Annotated in this window: 14 protein-coding genes and 1 pseudogene; 7 read left to right on the plus strand and 8 right to left on the minus strand. The window is 70.9% G+C overall.

Annotated features, from left to right (window positions below; translation table 11 throughout):
* The first annotated feature begins 79 nt into the window (after nt 1–79).
* The 4 genes from AC5JOC_RS08790 to AC5JOC_RS08805 all read left to right on the plus strand — a co-directional run bounded on the left by AC5JOC_RS08790 (nt 80) and on the right by AC5JOC_RS08805 (nt 4,525).
* Entirely contained in the window at nt 80–724 is a 645-nt protein-coding gene (locus AC5JOC_RS08790) for a sugar phosphate isomerase/epimerase family protein (RefSeq protein WP_494246180.1), read from the plus strand.
* The gene (locus AC5JOC_RS08795) at nt 721–1,593 is read left to right on the plus strand and encodes a phosphogluconate dehydrogenase C-terminal domain-containing protein (RefSeq protein WP_079704514.1); all 873 of its coding nucleotides are present in this window, start codon (nt 721–723) and stop codon (nt 1,591–1,593) included. The genes AC5JOC_RS08790 and AC5JOC_RS08795 overlap by 4 nt, the downstream gene beginning before the upstream one ends.
* A 222-nt stretch (nt 1,594–1,815) precedes the next feature.
* Nucleotides 1,816–2,568: an SDR family NAD(P)-dependent oxidoreductase gene (locus AC5JOC_RS08800; protein ID WP_064295403.1), complete on the plus strand. Its 753-nt coding sequence runs from the start codon at nt 1,816–1,818 to the stop codon at nt 2,566–2,568.
* Between the two features lie 10 nt (nt 2,569–2,578).
* On the plus strand, nt 2,579–4,525 hold the full coding sequence (locus tag AC5JOC_RS08805; protein WP_494246181.1) for a D-apionate lactonase family protein: 1,947 nt from the start codon (nt 2,579–2,581) through the stop codon (nt 4,523–4,525).
* A 7-nt stretch (nt 4,526–4,532) separates the two neighbouring features.
* Here AC5JOC_RS08805 and AC5JOC_RS08810 read toward each other — a convergent pair whose 3' ends face one another.
* The gene (locus AC5JOC_RS08810; RefSeq protein WP_079704517.1) at nt 4,533–5,048 is read right to left on the minus strand and encodes a GNAT family N-acetyltransferase; all 516 of its coding nucleotides are present in this window, start codon (nt 5,046–5,048) and stop codon (nt 4,533–4,535) included.
* Nucleotides 5,049–5,268: 220 nt separating this feature from the next.
* Between AC5JOC_RS08810 and AC5JOC_RS08815 the strand changes: the two genes are divergently transcribed.
* The gene (locus AC5JOC_RS08815; RefSeq protein WP_138945899.1) at nt 5,269–5,547 is read left to right on the plus strand and encodes a hypothetical protein; all 279 of its coding nucleotides are present in this window, start codon (nt 5,269–5,271) and stop codon (nt 5,545–5,547) included.
* A 193-nt stretch (nt 5,548–5,740) separates the two neighbouring features.
* Nucleotides 5,741–6,838, plus strand: a pseudogene (locus tag AC5JOC_RS08820) (MFS transporter); the annotation flags it as partial.
* Nucleotides 6,839–6,901: 63 nt separating this feature from the next.
* Here the strand turns inward: AC5JOC_RS08820 and AC5JOC_RS08825 are convergent.
* Nucleotides 6,902–7,912: a diacylglycerol/lipid kinase family protein gene (locus AC5JOC_RS08825; RefSeq protein WP_494246184.1), complete on the minus strand. Its 1,011-nt coding sequence runs from the start codon at nt 7,910–7,912 to the stop codon at nt 6,902–6,904.
* A 170-nt stretch (nt 7,913–8,082) separates the two neighbouring features.
* On the opposite strand from AC5JOC_RS08825, the gene pdxY reads away from it, so the two are divergent.
* Entirely contained in the window at nt 8,083–8,931 is an 849-nt protein-coding gene (pdxY, locus tag AC5JOC_RS08830; protein ID WP_079704522.1) for a pyridoxal kinase PdxY, read from the plus strand.
* A 203-nt stretch (nt 8,932–9,134) separates the two neighbouring features.
* Here pdxY and AC5JOC_RS08835 read toward each other — a convergent pair whose 3' ends face one another.
* The 6 genes from AC5JOC_RS08835 to AC5JOC_RS08860 form a co-directional block, all read right to left on the minus strand.
* Nucleotides 9,135–10,643 carry a PucR family transcriptional regulator gene (locus AC5JOC_RS08835; protein WP_159876834.1) on the minus strand — a complete coding sequence of 503 codons (1,509 nt, stop codon included), beginning with the start codon at nt 10,641–10,643 and terminating at the stop codon, nt 9,135–9,137.
* Complete coding sequence (locus AC5JOC_RS08840) at nt 10,640–11,695, minus strand: DUF917 domain-containing protein (protein ID WP_274499003.1); 1,056 nt, start codon at nt 11,693–11,695, stop codon at nt 10,640–10,642. Before AC5JOC_RS08840 ends, AC5JOC_RS08835 begins: the two co-directional genes overlap by 4 nt.
* Nucleotides 11,696–11,704: 9 nt before the next feature.
* Entirely contained in the window at nt 11,705–12,853 is a 1,149-nt protein-coding gene (locus AC5JOC_RS08845; protein WP_124768043.1) for an S-methyl thiohydantoin desulfurase family protein, read from the minus strand.
* On the minus strand, nt 12,850–13,953 hold the full coding sequence (locus AC5JOC_RS08850; RefSeq protein WP_124768045.1) for an S-methyl thiohydantoin desulfurase family protein: 1,104 nt from the start codon (nt 13,951–13,953) through the stop codon (nt 12,850–12,852). The genes AC5JOC_RS08845 and AC5JOC_RS08850 overlap by 4 nt, the downstream gene beginning before the upstream one ends.
* Complete coding sequence (locus tag AC5JOC_RS08855) at nt 13,950–15,503, minus strand: hydantoinase/oxoprolinase N-terminal domain-containing protein (protein ID WP_159876842.1); 1,554 nt, start codon at nt 15,501–15,503, stop codon at nt 13,950–13,952. The genes AC5JOC_RS08850 and AC5JOC_RS08855 overlap by 4 nt, the downstream gene beginning before the upstream one ends.
* Before the next feature lie 67 nt (nt 15,504–15,570).
* On the minus strand, nt 15,571–16,923 hold the full coding sequence (locus AC5JOC_RS08860; RefSeq protein ID WP_192004135.1) for a purine-cytosine permease family protein: 1,353 nt from the start codon (nt 16,921–16,923) through the stop codon (nt 15,571–15,573).
* Nucleotides 16,924–17,002 lie beyond the last annotated feature (79 nt).

Consider the following 17,002-nt stretch of genomic DNA (forward strand, 5'->3'; position numbering starts at 1 on the left):
ATGATCGAGCGCACGGCCGACGCCGGCGTCGAGCTCTTCCAGATCTGCGACGACGCCCGCATCGAGGCGATGTCCGACGATGAGCTGCGCCAGATCGCCGAGGTCGCGCGCGAGCGTCGGGGTCACCCTCGAACTCGGGACGAAGGGGATCGCGGTCGCGCACCTCGAACGCTTCCTCCACATCGCCACCGTGCTGGGCGCGAAGCTCCTGCGCAGCATGGTCACGTCGGGCGACGACCGGCCGTCCCACGCGGACGCCGTCGATCGACTCCGCGCGGTGCTCCCGGCGTTCGAAGCGGCCGGCGTGACGATCGCGCTCGAGACCTACGAGCAGCTGTCGTCGCAGGAGCTCGTCGACCTCGTGAGCGCCGTCGACCACCCGAACCTCGGGATCTGCCTCGACCCGGCCAACACCGTCGCACGACTCGAACACCCGAGCGACGTGATCGCCCGCACCGCCCCGTACGTCCGCAACATCCACGTCAAGGACTTCGCGTTCACCCGCCGGGGCGGCTGGGTCGGCTTCACCCTCGAGGGCGCCCCGCTCGGCACCGGCCTGCTCGACTACCCCGCCCTCACCGCCGTCGTCCGACCGGACGAACGCGGTGTCAACCAGATCATCGAACACTGGCTCCCGCTCGGCGACTCCATCACGGAGACGATCGAGCTCGAGCGCACGTGGACCGCACACAACCTGCAGTACCTGAGAGAAGGAAGATCATGACCGACACCACCACCGTCGCGGACCAGCTCACCATCGCCGTCATCGGCGCGGGCGGCAAGATGGGCATGCGCGTCTCCAACAACCTCGTGAAGACCAGCCACACCGTCTTCTACAGCGAGGTCTCGCCCGCCGGCCAGGAGCGCGTGACCGAGGCCGGTCGCGAGCTCACCGAGACCGATGCGGCCGTCACCGACGCCGACGTCGTCATCCTCGCCGTCCCGGACCTCGCCCTGAAGGCCGTGTCCGCCGGCGTCGTCCCGCTCATGAAGTCGGGCGCCGTGCTCCTCACGCTCGACCCGGCCGCAGCGTACGCGGGTCTGCTGACGCGTCGCGACGACGTCATCCAGGCCGTCACGCACCCCTGCCACCCGTCGGTCTTCGTCGAGCGCCACACGCCCGAGGAGTACGCGGACACCTTCGGTGGCATCGCCGCCCTCCAGGACGCCATCGCGGCGATCGAGTCCGACGACGCCGAGAAGCAGGCGCAGGTCGAGGCCGTCGTCCGGGCGATCTTCGCCCCCGTCGGTGAGGTCCACTGGGTCACGGTCAAGCAGCTCGCGCAGCTCGAGCCGACCCTCGTGGAGACGATCGCCTGCATGATCGGTGCGCTCCTCAAGGAGTCGCTCGACGAGGCCGTCAACACCATGGGTGTGCCGGAGCCGGCCGCTCGTGCGATCCTCCTCGGCCACACGCAGGTCGCCCTCGCGAACTCGCTCAAGGGCGACAACCCGTTCTCCGACGCGTGCCTCATCGCGATGGACTACGGCCGCAGCGCGATCATCAAGGACGACTGGAAGAAGGTCTTCCAGGACGACGAGCTCGACAAGAACCTCGCCGCCATGCTCCACCTCGACAAGATCGAGCGGTAACCCACTTCCCCGACTGTTCGCAATTCAGGACGTGCCCGGCGCGTCGGCCCGCTCCACCCCCGATCCGGGTCGGCGCGCCGCGGCCGTCCTGAATTGCGAACGTCGCATGCGGTCAACCGGTTGTGCCGGATAGGCTGCAGACGACCCGATGCACCACCCCGCGACAGCCACTGCGACACCCGCGACACCACCCCCGCAACACCGCACGAGAGACAGGCGACGATGACTGGACGACTTGCAGGAAAGACCGCGCTCGTGACGGGTGCCGGATCGGGGATCGGACGTTCGGTCGCCGAACGGTTCGCGCGGGAGGATGCCGCCGTCGTCTTCTCCGACCGCGACATCCAGGCCGCCCGCGATGCGGCGGCACCCTTCCCGACCGCCATCGCCGTGCGACTCGACATCGCCGACGAAGCGAGCGTCGAGGCCGCCTTCGCGGTCATGGACGCAGCAGGCAAGACCCCGGACGTCGTCGTCGCGAACGCCGGCGTGCAGCTCTTCGGCCAGGACGCGAAGATCGCCGACCTCGACCTCGAGGTCTGGCAGCGCACGGTCGACATCAACCTCACCGGCACCTTCCTCACGACGAAGCACGCCGTCCGCGCCATGCTCGGCCGGGGCGGCTCGATCATCCTCACGGGCAGCCCGACCGGTCTCAACGGCGAGGGCGCCGACTTCACGGCGTACAGCTCGACGAAGGCCGGGATCCACGGCCTCGGCCGGACCGTCGCCGCGGCCTACGCCGATCAAGGCATCCGCGTGAACACCGTCGTCCCCGGCTACACGGAGACCCCGCTCGTCACCGCGATCTCCGGCGACCCCGAGTCCCGCGCCGCGATCGTCGGGCGCATCCCGCTCGGTCGTCCCGGCCAGGCCTCGGACGTCGAGGGCATCATGGTGTACCTCGCCAGCGACGAGTCGAGCTTCGCCACCGGAGCGACCTTCCGGGTCGACGGCGGCATGACGAGCCTCTGAGCCGACGATCATGACCTCGCGTTCGGGAACCACCTTCCGCGTCGCATCCGACCTGCTGCTCGACCGCGAGCGCGACGCCCTCGCCGTCGGCCGGGGGCCCTGGTCGGCCTCGCTCCGCGGCTCGGAGCTGGACGACATCGCCTTCGACGGCGAGCTCGTGCTGCGCAGCATCCGCTTCGTCGTCCGCGACCAGGACTGGAAGACGCTGCCCGTCATCGTCGACGCGGTCGACCACACGACGAGCGGCCTGCACCTGCGCGGCCGGGTCGGCGACGACGGCGAGACCGTCGCCTGGTCCCTGTCGGTCGACCTCGGCGCGTCGACACTGCGGGTCGCCGTCCGGGCCGAGGTGACCGCCGCGTTCCGCCGGGCGCGCATCGGCCTCATCGTGCTGCAGTCGCCGACCCTGGCCGGCACCGAGCTCGTCGTCGGCCACCCGGAGGGCTCCACGACGACCACGCGCCTCCCGGATCACGTCGCTCCGCATCAGCCGGCGATCCGCATCGAGTCCCTCGCCTGGACCGGCGACCGCATCGCGACCACGGCCCGCTTCAGCGGTGACGTCTTCGAGATGGAGGACCAGCGCAACTGGACCGACGCCTCGTTCAAGACCTACTCGACGCCGCTCTCGTTGCCGTTCCCCGTCGCGCTGGCGGTCGGTGACGTCGTCGAGCAGTCCGTCGAGGTCAGCTGTGCGCGGGTCGACGCTGCCGAGCCCGCCGACGCCCCGCTGGCGACGCCGCTCGCCGTGACCGTCGTGCCCGAGACGGAGTTCGCGGCGCAACGAGAGGACCCGGTACCTGAGCCTGTCGACGGGCGGATCGGCGCGCCACTCGACAGCGTCGTCCCGGCGATCTCGACCTCGGTCTCGAGCGACCCCGATGGCGGTCGCGCTGGTGCGGTGGTCCCCGACACGATCACCGGGATCCTCGTGGAGATCGATCCGACGAACCAGGACTGGCCGGCCATCCTCGACCGAGCCGTGCGCCAGGCCGGCACCAGACCCCTCGACCTCCGACTCGTGCTCGGGACGGGCGAGGAGGCCGAGCCGGTGCTGCGACGGCTCCGCGACGCGGCCGTGCCCGTCGTGCGCGTCGGGGCGTTCCATCGCCGCACCCACCTCTCGGAGGTCACGCTGCTGACCGCGCTCGGCGACGTCCTGCGAACCCTGTGGGCCGAGGGCCCGACGCCGCACCCCGAGCTCGTCGGCGGCACGCGCGCGCACTTCACGGAGCTCAACCGCAACCACGCGCGCCTCGAGCGCTGGACGGGCCCCGTGGCGTTCAGCATCACGCCGTTCATGCACGACCGCGGCGGGCACCAGCTCGTCGAGTCGCTCGGCATGCAGGCGGTCGTCGTGGCGGACGCTGTCAGGATCGCCGACGGCCGCCCGTTGCACGTCGGGCCGGTCACGCTCGGCGCCCGCTACAACGCGGTCGCCACCACGCGGGCGAGCGCCGGTGACTCCCGTGACCCGGAACTCCGCGCGGGCTTCGGCGCGGAGCACGTACCCGGCGCGACGGACGACCGGCAGTCGGCCGAGGCACTCGGCGCCTGGGTCGTCGGCAGTGTCGCGGCGCTGGCCGTCTCCGGTGTCGAATCGCTGTCGTACTTCGAGGCGACCGGACCGCGTGGGCTCGTCGCGGCCGACGGGACGCTCACGGCTGCCGGCCGGGCGCTCGGGTGGATCGCCGAGCTCAGCGGACGGCAGCGCGTCGCGGTCGAGATCGGCGGGGTGTCGCTCGGTGCCGGGTCGTCCGTCGCCGGGCCACCCGTCTCGTCGGCCGGTGTGACCGCGATCGCCGCCGTCGATGCCGCCGGCGAGACCGTCGTGATCCTCGGCAACCTCGGCGAGACACCGGTCCGGGTCGTCCTGACCGGCGCGTCCGAGCCGCGCACCGTGGAACTCGCTGCGGGTGCGGTCGCCCGGGTCGTGATCGCCCGTTCGGGTTCGTAGATCCTGCTCAGGCGAGCGTGCGGCGCAGGATGGCGAGGTCGAGCCAGCGGCCGAACTTCGTCCCGACCTCCGGCAGCAGGCCGACCTGCTCGAACCCGAGCTTCGTGTGCAGGGCGATCGATGCGGTGTTCTCGGCCTCGATGAGGGCGAGCATGACGTGGTGGCCGTCGGCCGTGGCGCGTTCCAGCAGCTCGACCATGAGCGCCTTACCGAGGCCGCGCCCCTGTGCGTCCGGGTGCACGTACACGGAGTTCTCGACGGTGTGGCGGTACCCGTCCTTCGCGGCGTACGGACCGTAACTGCCGTAGGCGAGGACGTCACCCTCGGGGAGCGCGTCGTCGGGACCGTCGGCGATGGCGACGAGTGCGACCCGGCCCGGCTCCTGGTGGCGGGCGAGCCATGCCTCGCGCTCGGCGAGGTCGGGTGTGACCTCGGTCCAGATCGCGACACCGTTCGCGACGGCGTCGGTGTGGATGGCGAGGACGCCAGGCAGGTCGGCGGGTTCGGCGAGACGGATGCGCATGCATCGATCGTAGAGCGCCCTTCGACAGGCTCAGGGACCGGTGGAGTTGGGCTCAGGGACCGGTGATGTTGGGCTCAGGGGTCGGCCGTAGGGAGCCGGGGCGCCCTTCGACAGGCTCAGGGACCGATGGTGTGCGGCTCAGGGACCGACGGTGTCGGGCTCAGGGACCGGGAAGCCCAGGGCTCAGGGGCCCGTTGCCCGCGACGGGTAGATTCGAGGCATGTCCTCCTCCACTCCGCTCCCGATGGAGCAGCTCACCGCCGTCCTGAACGCCGAAGTCGCCCGCTACGCCGCGCGCGGATGGACGGTGTCGTCGGTGCAGGGCCAGCAGGCCGTGCTGCAGCGACAGAAGCGCATCGGCTGGTTCTGGAACCTGATCCTGACGCTCATCACCGGCGGGCTCTGGCTCATCGTCGTGATCATCCGCGTCGTGAACCGCAAGGTCGAGTCGCTCATCGTGACGGTCGACGCCTACGGTCGCATCTCCACGCGACGCTGACGGTCGGAGCATGAGCGAGCGCGGCGAGAGCGATCCCCGGGAGACCGACGCCAGAGCTGTCATCGCCGCCGAGCGCGCCCGCGTCCAGCGGCGGACGCTCACGGTCGTCGTCATCAGCCAGGTCCTCGGCGGCGCCGGTCTCGCCGCCGGGGTGACGGTCGGGGCGCTCCTCGTGCAGGACGTCCTCGGCAGCATGAGCCTCGCGGGCGTCGCAGCCGCGCTCCTGACCCTCGGCTCCGCGCTCACCGCCTTCCTCGTCGGGCGCGTCACCCAGCGGCTCGGCCGGCGCATCGGGCTCGGACTCGGATTCGCGGCGGGTGGCGTCGGCGCGATCGGTGTGGTCGTGGCCGCCACCACCGCCCTGGTGCCGCTCCTCTTCCTGTCGCTCTTCGTCTACGGCGCTGGCACGGCCACGAACCTCCAGGCGCGCTACGCGGGGACCGACCTCGCGACCCCGGCCCGACGTGGTTCGGCGATCAGCGTCGCGATGGTGTCGACGACACTCGGCGCCGTCGCCGGACCCAACCTCGTCGAGCCGCTGGGATCGTTCGCGACCGGCCTCGGGCTGCCGTCGCTCGCCGGGCCGTTCCTCCTCGCCGCGGTCGCCTACCTCGCGGCCGGGACGGCGTTCCTCGTGCTGCTCCGACCCGACCCGTTCCTCCTCGCCCGCCGTCTCGATGCCGAGCTCGCGCAGCTGGAGGTGGAGCGGACCGCCGCGGAGCAGGTGGGGTCGAAGCAGGTGTCGCCGACGACCGCCGCACGCCCGCGTCCCGGCGTCGGCGCCTACGTCGGCGCCGCGGTCATGGTGGTCACGCAGATCGCCATGGTGGCGGTGATGACCATGACGCCGGTGCACATGCGGGCCCACCACCACGGCCTCGGCGAGGTCGGGCTCGTGATCGGGATCCACATCGCCGCGATGTACCTCCCCTCGCTCGTGACCGGCGTCCTGGTCGACCGCATCGGCCGCACGCCGATGGCGATCGCCGCCGGCGTGACCCTCCTGCTCGCCGGTGTCACGGGAGCCCTCGCGCCGGCGGACTCGCTCGGCCTGCTCATCCTGGCGCTCGCCCTCCTCGGACTCGGCTGGAACTTCGGGCTCATCGCGGGCACCGCGCTCGTCGTCGACCACACCGTGCCCGCCAACCGCGCCCGCACCCAGGGCACGCTCGACGTCCTCATCGCGCTCGCCGGTGCCGGAGCCGGCGTCATGTCCGGCGTCGTGATGGCGGGTGTCGGCTACGGTGCGCTGTCGATCGCGGGCGGCGTGCTCGCCCTCCTGCTCATCCCCGTGCTGCTCTGGGCCCGGCGGGTCACCCCACAGACCACGTCGGTCGAGCTGAGGGCGCGCGAGCTACTCGGCCTCGGCCGGCACGCGGACGGTGAGGGCGCCGGGCTCGATCCAGGTGTTGATCGCGACGGCCTTGCCGAAACCGTCGCCGTCGAGCTCGATCTCCTCAGGCTTCGACATGCGGGCGACGAAGCGCTTCGCGGTGCCGTAGCGGAGCTCGCCGTCGTCCTTCTGCTTGCCGGCGAGGGCCTTGCCCGCCTTCGTCCGGCGGAGGACGCCGTTCACCCAGGCGACCTTCGCCCAGATGCGGATCCAGCCGAGGATTCCGCCGGGACGCATGAACATGAGGTCGAACAGCCCGTCGTCGACGACCGCGTCGGGCAGCAAGAGGATGTTGGCGGGGAGCGAGCCGCAGTTCCCGATGATGACGGTGTGGACGGTCGCGCGCGTCTGCGGCTCGTCGTCGATCCGGAACCGCAGGTGCAGCTCGTCCGGGTCGCGCAACGACTTCACGATCGCGTCGACGTAGGCGGCCCAACCGGCCTTGGCCTTGAGGTCGTCGTCGGTGTTCTTGATCATCTTCGCGTCGATGCCCATGCCGGCCATGACGACGAACACATGGCGGTCGCGGGAGTGGTCGGCGCGCTCGATGTCGATGACACCGAGGTCGATCGCCTTGTCCGTGCCGGTGAAGGCCGTGATGACGGAGCCGGGCAGGTCGTTGAGCGTGAGGTCGAGGTTCCGGGCGAGCAGGTTGCCGGTGCCCGACGGGAGCAGGGCGAGCGGGATGCCGCTGCCGCGGAGGCCCTCCGAGACGGCGCGGACGGTGCCGTCACCGCCGGCCGCGATGACGAGGTCGACGCCCGCTGCGATGGCCTCGGCGGTGACCCCCTGGCCGACGTCGTCGACGGACGTCTCGAACCAGAGCGACTCGGCCCATCCGGCGTCGGACGCCGAGCGCTCGACCGATTCACGGAGTGCGTCGAGGTCGACCTTCACCGGGTTGTAGATGATGGCGGCGACCTTCGTGGCGGTGGCGTCGGCCGGCGCGGTCGTGCTCTCAGGAGTCGTCATCCGATCAGCATAGGAGCGGAGACGCGGACGAGGGGGATCCCGCTCACGGGTTGACGCGGCACGTGGGTTCTGTAGGTGGCGGAAGAGTATCGTTGACTCCTTGCAGGCACCGTCCATGCCCGCCACGAACGCAGTGTCCGCGGCGGCCTCCCCATCGTGATTGCGACATCGTGAAGATCCTCTCCATCCAGTCAGCCGTGGCCTACGGGCACGTCGGCAACTCCGCGGCAGTGTTCCCCCTCCAGCGCATCGGCGTCGAGGTGATCCCGGTCAACACGGTGAACTTCTCGAACCACACCGGGTACGGCGCGTGGCGCGGGCCCCTGATCTCGCCCGAGCAGGTCGGCGAGGTCATCACCGGTGTCGAGGAGCGCGGTGCGTTCCCGCAGATCGACGTCGTGCTCTCGGGCTACCAGGGCGGCGTCGGCATCGGCGACGTCATCGTGGACGCGGTACAGCGGGTCAAGGCGGCGAACCCCGACGCGCTGTACGCGTGCGACCCGGTCATGGGCAACGCGAAGTCCGGCTGCTTCGTCGCCCCGGAGATCCCCGACCTGCTGCGCGACCGCGTCGTGCCGAACGCCGACATCATCACGCCGAACCAGTTCGAGCTGGGCTTCCTCACGGGCACCGAGCCCGCGTCCCTCGAGTCCACGCTGGCGTCGGTCGAACTGGCGCGCGCGATGGGTCCGTCGGTCGTCCTGGTGACGAGCGTCGAGCGTCCCGACCGCGACCCCGAGACGATCGAGATGCTCGTCGTGGACGACGCCGGTCGGTGGATCGTCCAGACGCCGCTGCTGCCGTTCAAGGCGAACGGTTCCGGCGACGTCACGGCAGCCCTGTTCGCCGCGCACTACGGCGAGACCCGCGACGCGAAGCTCGCCCTCGAGCGCACGGCGTCGAGTGTGTTCGACCTCGTCGAGCTCACGTACCGCTCGGGCCAGCGGGAGCTGCAGCTCGTCGAGGCGCAGGAGTTCTACGCGAACCCGCGGATGCAGTTCACCGCGACGGCGGTCTGAGCCCGACTCCAGCTCCTCAGCTCCCCTTCCGGTCCCTCCGCTCCCTTTCCGGTCCCTGAGCTTGTCGAAGGGCGGGGTTGTCCGTGTGCACTTCGACAGGCTCAGTGACCGGGGAAGGTGTCTCGAACGGTTTCCGGTCCCTCAGCTTGTCGAAGGGCGGCACTTCGACAAGCTCAGTGACCAGGGTGGCTCAGCGCCCTCCGTCACCGCACGGCGCGGCAGGCGAGGTGGAGCGCGAGGCGCACCTCCGGGTCCGCCATGTCGACGCCGAGGAGCTCCTGCGCGCGGGTGATCCGCGTCGCGACGGTGTTGCGGTGCAGCCCGAGTGCGGCGGCCGTCGGTGCGACCGCGGACTCGTGGTCGAGGTAGGCGGACAGCGTCGTCAGCAGTTCACCGTTGCCGGTCTGCAACGGTGCGAGGAGCGACCGCGCCGCCGGGACGAAGGTGTCGTTGCCGGTCCAGGCGAGCAGCAGCTGTTCCAGGCCGAGGCCGTCGACCCGCACGAACCAGCCCGTCGTGGACCGGTTCGCGGCGATGCGCACCGCGTCGGACGCCTCCCCGAGTGAGGAGGTGAGACCCGCCGATCCGCTCGCCAGCGACCCGACGGCCGTCGCGACGTTGAACGAGCGCCGCGCCTCGACGTGCAGGTCGCGGAGGGCGGCGATGTACCGCTCGACCTGCGGTGGCTCCGGTGGCTCGGCGAAGGTCAGCCAACCGCTCACCCCGCGTCCGCTCGTCGTCGCGTGGGAGTCCACGGCGATCCGCCCGAGCGCGCCGGTCACGAAGCGGAGGAGTTGCAGGGCGTCCACCCGGCTCCGGCCGACGATGCGGAACGCGAGGTGGTAGCCGGTCGTCCGCCAGCCCCGCTCGAGCATGCGGCGTTCGACGTCGGGATCGGGGCGGCCTCGGAGGTCCACGAAGTCCCGCAGGACGCCGGACGACACGGACGCGTCACTGACCTCGGCGACCTCGTCGATGAGGATCCGCGCCGCGACGGCGGGCATGGCGACCTCGGCGGCGACCGCGAGCGCACTCAGTTGTCGGTCGTCGAGTCCGTCCCCGAAGAACGCGACCCGGAGGCCCTCCCGACTCGGGCTGTCGACCCGGACCGATGCCGCAGCGCCCTGCCCGGCCTTCGTCAGGTCGACCCAGGGGCCGAAGTCGATCGCCGCGTGCACCTCCGACGGCAACCGCCCGCCGGCCTCGAGCAGGACGCCCTCGCTGTCGATGAGGGCGATCCCGTGGCCGATGCTCGTCGAGAGGTGGCGGAGCAGGTCGGCCAGTCCCTCGGCGTGGTACTCGATGGACTGCGCGACCTTGCGGACGTACCCGAGGGTCAGGGAGTCGCGGGCCTCGACGAGCTGCCAGCACGCCTTCGCGAGCAGCATCGGTCGGTCGACGTGCAGGAGCGAGAAGCCGAGTCGGTCGGCGAGCGCGCGCGTCCCCGCGCCGAAGCCGTCGGCCTCCGGGATCGCCAGGGCGAGGAAGCCGCGATCCCGGGTGCGGCGGACGAGTGCGTCCTGCTGCCATGGCCTCGTGGGTGGGGCTCCGGTCACCACGGCGAGTCGGCCGGCCCCCTCCTCGGGGAGGGCCGCCTCGTTCGTCTCGACCACCACGCCGGCCCAGTTGGCGTCGGCCGGGCCGGCGACGAGCCGCACGCCACCGTTGTCGGGGTGCGCGAGGAGCGCGCCCAACTGCAGGCGATCGCTCATGCCGGGACCTCGTCGGTTCGGACCTCGTCGAGCTCGTCCAGGCCGTAGGCGGACGGGAGCACATGGCGGAGTCGCTCCGGGGAGCCGGACCACCAGTCCGGACCGTCGACCCGGATGACGGCGACGTGTCTCGCCATCGAGATCGCCGTGACCTCGAGGATGTCCCGGGAGACCGCGTCGACCACGACGATGAGGTCCGGCGCGGCGGCTTCGAGTCGTCCGTCGGTCATGAACGCGAGCGTCTCGGAGCGGGCGACGAGACGGTGCAGCGCGCCACTGCTCCCGTCGATCCCGAAGGTGAGCACGTGCGGGTCCCGGGAGTCCGGCTCGATGCTGTTGACCCGTCCCTCCGCGAGGAGCCGTCCACCCAGCGACTCGGCCAGGGCGGTCAACGGGCCGTCGATCCGTGCGAGGAACGCGCCGCCCAGCTCGAGTGCCCGGGCGGCGTTCCCGACGATGGCGTGCGCGCGGAGGTCGCCGACGGTGAAGCCAGCGAACACCATGCCGCCGCTGCCGCCGGCCTGCACGATCGCCGCGCGGACGACGCGTTCGATGTCGAGAGCACGCTCGGTCTCGACGAGGGCGACCCCGCCGGCACCGGTGTCGCAGGTGACGACGATGCCCGGGACCTCGTCCACGAGGATCGACATCTGGTCGAGCGAGGGGACGGCACGCCCGGTCAGATCAGCGTCGACGATGGTCCTCCCCGCGGCGAACGCGAAGGGGGTGAGCCCGTTGACCCCGCCACCCTCCAACGAACAGATGGCCGGGATGCGGTGTCCGAGCCAGCGTTCCGCGGCCCCGATCAGCCGCCCGAACGGGTCCGTGCCGGGCAGGCGCTCACTGAGCAGCATCGTGGAACCGACGAAGCCGACGGCGAGACACGGGGTCTCCGGGTCGAGGTCGTCGACGCTGTGGAGGTCGAACGGCCAGGCGCGCTCGTCGCGGAGCGCCAGCTCGAGCATCGTCGTCGCGCCGCCACCTCCCGAGCCCAGGATCGCGAACCCCGTCGCCAGGGCGGGGAGGCGATCGCGCTCGAGGAGGGTCGGCATGCCCTCAGCCTAGGCTCGGACCGCCTGACCAGCTGCGAACGCATCCGCGGCTTCCGCAGCCGCTGCCTCGCCCTCGACCGGGACGAACGGCTCCGTCAGCCCGAACGCGGTCGGTCCGAAGGCGCGCAGTGCGTCCGGCGTGCGCATGAGTGCCGGCGTCGAGATCCCGAGGACCCGGACCCGTTGTCCGTAGCGGAGGCCCTCCGTGGTGATCGGCTCGGCGGTCTCGTGGTCGACGATGCAGATGAGGTCCGGCACGATCGCGACGACCTCGCCGTTCCACCGTGCGATGAGGTTCTCGTTCTGGAACGAGATCTCGAGGCGTTCGGAGCTCGACGGGTCGGCCGACCAGATGACGGCCGTGCCCTTGGCGAAGCCCTCGGTGGTGCGGCGCTCCACGTCGGCGACCTTCCCGACGAACAGCTCCCGGACGTGCGAGTAGAGCGTCGTGGACAGCGTGTCGGCGATGGCGGCGAACGGCGAACGGTGCTCCTCGCGCGCGACCCGGATCGCCCGGCCGAGGGCCAGCGCCATCGAGATCGTCCGCGGCACCGCGGTGCGACGCACGTCCGCCCCGCTCATCGCGTACTCGGCGATGTGCGCGACGCCGCCGAGGCGGATCGCGATGCCGCGCGCCAACCACTCCATCTGTCGGTCGTCGTCGCCGGTGTCGATGATCACGCGCTCGCCGCGTTCCCCGGCGATGGCGAGCGGCGAACCGTGCACGCCGTACACCGCGAAGGTCTCCATGGAGAGCTCCGGGAAGGCCCGGCCCATGCCGTCGGCGTCGACGACCGGCAGCCCGGTCTCGGCGGCCACGATGAGCGGGATCATCGAGTTGATGCCACCGCACTCGATCGGCATGGTCGCGTCGGCGGTGCGCCCGAGGTGCTCCTCCAGTGTCCGCAGGGCGAGTGTCGGTTCGAACCCGGCCGGGATCTTCTCGACCATGACCGTCGGAGCGCCCATCTGCGCGGTGGGGATGACGAAGAGGTCGTCGGCGAGGTCGTCGGGGTCGAGGATCGTGATGGAGCGGTCGCCGAGCACCTGCTTCACGAGCATCATGCCGATGTACGGGTCACCTCCGCCGCCGGTCCCGAGGAGGGTGGCGCCTCGAGCGAGGTCGGGCAGGTCGTCCGCGGTCAGCGTCCAGCTCATGCGGCGACCTCCGGCGCGTCCGGCGCAGGCGTCTCGGCCGTGCCGTCGAAGCGGTGCGAGGGCACCTCGTACCCGAAGTACCCCGGCCCGACCATCGCCAGCGCCTCAGGACTGTGCCAGCGGTCGTCGCTCGGTGCCGAGATCACGCGGACGCGCTGTCCGTAGCGGAGCCCCTCGGTGGTGATGGGCTCGCCGGAGTCGTGCTCGAGCACCATGATGAGGTCGGGCGTGGTCACGAGGGTGACGCCGTCGAGCGCGGCCATGAGGTGCTCGTTCTGGAACGACAGCTCGAGGCTCGCGTCGACGCCGTCGATCCGGGCGCGACCGCGGGCGAACCCGGTGGTGGTCGCGCGCTCGACGTCGACGACCTTGCCGGAGAACAGTTCGCGACCGCCGAGCAGCTGCACGGTCCGCTCCACGGGGTCGGCCTTCTCGGCTCGGGCCGCCTCGATGCCGTCGCCGATCTCGCGGCACAGCGACAGCGAGTCGGCGACGAGCGCCTCGCGGGCCTGCGCGCCGGACATCGGGAAGCCGGAGATCATGACCGAGCAGCCCATCTCGACACAGGCGACGCGGGCGATGCGTTCGGTCCAGCTGTTGTCGACGGTCGTGAGGACGCCGGTGTTGCCCTTCTCGTCGCTGAACGCGAGCGGGGAGGCGTCGATGCCGTACAGGGTCGGGAGCACCATCTGCAGCTCGGGGAAGGCCCGCCCCATCCCGTCGGCGTCGATGAGGGGGAGTCCGAGCGCTGCGGCTGCGGCGATCGGGATGGTCGAGTTCACACCGCCGACCTCGGCGCACGCGATGTGCGTGACCGGGCGACCGAGGGAGGCACTGAGGGCGTGGACCGGTGCGACGACCTCGGTGAGGCTCGGCAGCTTCTCGACCATGACGGTCGGGGCGCCCATCATCGCGACGGTGAGGACGAGCGCGTCGTCGGGGACCTCGTCGAGGGTGACGACGGTGACGTCGCCGTGCTCGCGGAGTGCCTGCGCGGCGAGGAGCGCGCCGATGTACGGGTCGCCGCCGCCGCCGGTCCCGAGGACGGCCGCACCGCGGGCGAGGCCGGGGATGAGCTCGGCCGAGATGGTCCAGCTCATCGGAGGCCTCCCATGTCGAGGTCGCCGACGGCCTTCACCCGGATGCGCGTGGCGTTCCCGGGGAGATAGGGGATCGGGACCTCGTCGAAATCGACGATCGCGACCGACGCGGGGGAGGCGCCGGCCGCGATCGCCTTGTCGATCGCCTCGGCACGGACCTCGGCGATCGCCTCCTCGCGTCGGCCGGGTTCGATGGCGTAGACCTTGTCGATCTCGCCCCCGACCTGCGCGATGGAAGCACCGATGGCATTCGCCACGGCGTAGTTGTCGGGCCGGTGGACGGCGCCGAAGATGGGGAGTTCGTCTGAGAGCAGGATCGACCCGCCGCCGACCGCCACCACGGGGATCGGCTCTGGAGAGGTGCGCATGCGGTCGACGGCCTCGGCGATGCGTTCGCCGATCCGCTCGAGGACGCGCTCCACGAAGACCGGGTCGAGGTGGGCGACCTTCGAGGCGTCACCGATCGACGCGCGACCGGCGGCCACGGCGATGTCCGTCGCCGTGAGGGTGCTGCCGCCGAAGACGAGGGCCTCGGTCATGAGCTTGTACCCGACGGATGCCGGGCCGACCTCGGCGGTCTCCTCGTCGACGATGCTGCCGCCGCCGATGCCGATGGACAGGACGTCGGGCATGCGGAAGTTGGTACGGATGCCGGCGACCTTGACCTCGTTCGCCGTCTCGCGGGGGAAGCCGTTGATGAGCAGGCCGATGTCCGCCGTGGTGCCGCCGATGTCGACGACCGCGCAGGTCGCGAGTCCGCTCGTGAGTGCCGCCCCGCGCATCGAGTTGGTGGGGCCGGAGGCGAACGTCGCGACGGGGTAGAGGCGCACGTAGTCCTCGTCCATGAGCGTGCCGTCGTTCTGGCTGAGGAAGATGGGCGCCTCGATGCCCTGCTTCCGGACGGCGGCGGTCAGCCCGTCGACGATCTCCGAGGCGAGCTCGCGCAGGGCTGCGTTGATGATCGTCGCGTTCTCGCGCTCCAGGAGGCCGATGCGCCCGATCTCGTGCGAGAGCGAGATGGCCACGTCCGGGCCGAGGACCTCGCCGACGATCCGCGCCGCCTCGACCTCGAGGTCGTGGTTGACGGGGCTGAAGACGGAGGAGATCGCGACGGAGCGGATGCCGTTGACACGCATGTCCTCGGCGTGTGCCCGCAGCTCGTCGGGGTCGATCGGCGAGATGGGGCGTCCGTCGAACTCGTAGCCGCCATGCGCGAGGTAGCTGCGTGCACTGATCGCCTCGACGAGCTCCGCCGGCCAGTCGACGAGCGGCGGCAACGCGCGGGTCGCCGGGAGCCCGAGCCGCAGTGCCGCGGTGGGTGCGAGCCGCTTGGCCTGCACGAGGGCGTTGATGAAGTGCGTCGTGCCGATCATCACCGCGGTGATCTGCTCGCCGTCGAAGTGGTGGCCGCTGCGCAGTTCGCCGATCGCCTGGACGATCCCGTCGGTCACGTCCGGGGTGGTCGCGTGCTTCACGGCCGCCAGGGTGGTGGTGCCGTCCATGAGCACGGCGTCGGTGTTGGTGCCGCCGACATCGATACCGATGTGCATATGAGGGGTTCGCTTTCTGTTGGTGCGGTGGAGCGGTGTGCGGTGGAACGGTGCGCCGGGCGCCGGGTCAGTTCGTGGCGGGGGAGGTGGCGTCCGCCTGCTCGGGTGCGGCGATCTGCGAGGTGTGGGCGACGCCGACACCGCGGACCAGGCCGAGCTTGCCCGCCGCGATGTACAGCACCATCGAGAGGATGAGCGACAGGACGGCCGGGATGCCCCAGGTGACGAAGTACCCGGTGATCGCGGACACGGCCCAGATGATGATGGTCGCCGGAACGATGCGCGGCGCGGTCGTGGGCAGGCGGCCCGAGGCGCGGGTCTCGTCGAGCTCGCCGCGCCAGCGCTTCACGATGAAGTACTCGGCGACCATGATGCCGGCGATGGGCGGGAAGGCGACGCCGAGGATGATGAGGAAGCCGGAGAACTGCCCGAGGATGCCGACCGCCGCGAGGATGGAACCGACCACACCGAGCACGATGGTGGTGGTCACGCGGTTGAGGTTCTTGCCGAACGCGGTCGAGATGAAGTTGACCAGCCCGAGCGTCGACGAGTACAGGTTCCAGTCGTTGATCTTGAGCGTCCCGGTGATGACGATGATGAGGCCGATGAGCCCGACCGACGACGTGACGATCGCGACGACGTTGCCCGAGGCTGCGGCGTGGGCGAGCAGGACCCCGGAGAGGCCGATGACGAACTCACCGAGCGAGACGCCGACGACGGTCTGCTTGATGACGTCGGCGCGGGACCGGTTGAAGCGGGTCATGTCGGCGGTGATGATGGCGCCGACGATGAGGCCGCCCGCGACGATGCCGGTGCCGGCCCAGACGCTCATGGTGGGGCCGGGTGCCGGGCCGGTGACGAGTTCCATGAAGTCGTGCTGGGTGAGTTCGCTGATGATCGACCAGCCGACGAGGATGAGGAACAGCGGGACGGTGATGTTCGCGAGCCACTGCATGCCCTTGAACCCGTAGGCGACGATGGCGGTGACGGCGAGGCCGAAGATGAGGCTCCAGGCCCACACCGGCATGAAGCCGGGGAGGAGGGCGTCGAGCGACTCGGCGGAGATGGCGCTCTGGATGCCGAACCAACCGATGAGGCTGATGCCGATCGCGAGTCCGACGAGTGACGCGCCGATCTCGCCGAAGCCGGTCCAGCGGGCGAGGAGGGCGGTGTTGAGGCCCTCCTTCTGGCCGATGATGCCGACGATGCACATGATCACCTCGAGGATGATCGAGCCGAGGAGCAGAGCGAGGAACGCCTCGCCGAAGGTCATGCTGTAGCCGAGGGTGGCGCCGAGGAGGAACTGGGACAGGGCCGACACCTGTCCGAAGCGCTGGACGGCGATGCCGAACCAGGGCTTCTGTGCGTCGGGACGGACGCGGGACAGGGCGAAGTCGTCTGCGTGTGCCATGCGAGCCATGCTGGTCTCCAGAAGTGGGGGAGGGAGCGGTGCGGGTGGCGGCAACGTTACTGACGGCCCGCCCGCAGCAGAATGTGCA

The organism is Plantibacter sp. (assembly GCF_059073635.1).

Excerpts from the sequence above, each read along its gene's own strand:
- AC5JOC_RS08790 (WP_494246180.1), top strand. The coding sequence starts at position 80 with ATGAGCTGCGCCAGATCGCCGAGGTCGCGCGCGAGCGTCGGGGTCACC.
- AC5JOC_RS08795 (WP_079704514.1), top strand. The coding sequence starts at position 721 with ATGACCGACACCACCACCGTCGCGGACCAGCTCACCATCGCCGTCATC.
- AC5JOC_RS08800 (WP_064295403.1), top strand. The coding sequence starts at position 1,816 with ATGACTGGACGACTTGCAGGAAAGACCGCGCTCGTGACGGGTGCCGGA.
- AC5JOC_RS08805 (WP_494246181.1), top strand. The coding sequence starts at position 2,579 with ATGACCTCGCGTTCGGGAACCACCTTCCGCGTCGCATCCGACCTGCTG.
- AC5JOC_RS08810 (WP_079704517.1), bottom strand. The coding sequence starts at position 5,048 with ATGCGCATCCGTCTCGCCGAACCCGCCGACCTGCCTGGCGTCCTCGCC.
- AC5JOC_RS08815 (WP_138945899.1), top strand. The coding sequence starts at position 5,269 with ATGTCCTCCTCCACTCCGCTCCCGATGGAGCAGCTCACCGCCGTCCTG.
- AC5JOC_RS08825 (WP_494246184.1), bottom strand. The coding sequence starts at position 7,912 with ATGACGACTCCTGAGAGCACGACCGCGCCGGCCGACGCCACCGCCACG.
- AC5JOC_RS08835 (WP_159876834.1), bottom strand. The coding sequence starts at position 10,643 with ATGAGCGATCGCCTGCAGTTGGGCGCGCTCCTCGCGCACCCCGACAAC.
- AC5JOC_RS08840 (WP_274499003.1), bottom strand. The coding sequence starts at position 11,695 with ATGCCGACCCTCCTCGAGCGCGATCGCCTCCCCGCCCTGGCGACGGGG.
- AC5JOC_RS08845 (WP_124768043.1), bottom strand. The coding sequence starts at position 12,853 with ATGAGCTGGACGCTGACCGCGGACGACCTGCCCGACCTCGCTCGAGGC.
- AC5JOC_RS08850 (WP_124768045.1), bottom strand. The coding sequence starts at position 13,953 with ATGAGCTGGACCATCTCGGCCGAGCTCATCCCCGGCCTCGCCCGCGGT.
- AC5JOC_RS08855 (WP_159876842.1), bottom strand. The coding sequence starts at position 15,503 with ATGCACATCGGTATCGATGTCGGCGGCACCAACACCGACGCCGTGCTC.
- AC5JOC_RS08860 (WP_192004135.1), bottom strand. The coding sequence starts at position 16,923 with ATGGCTCGCATGGCACACGCAGACGACTTCGCCCTGTCCCGCGTCCGT.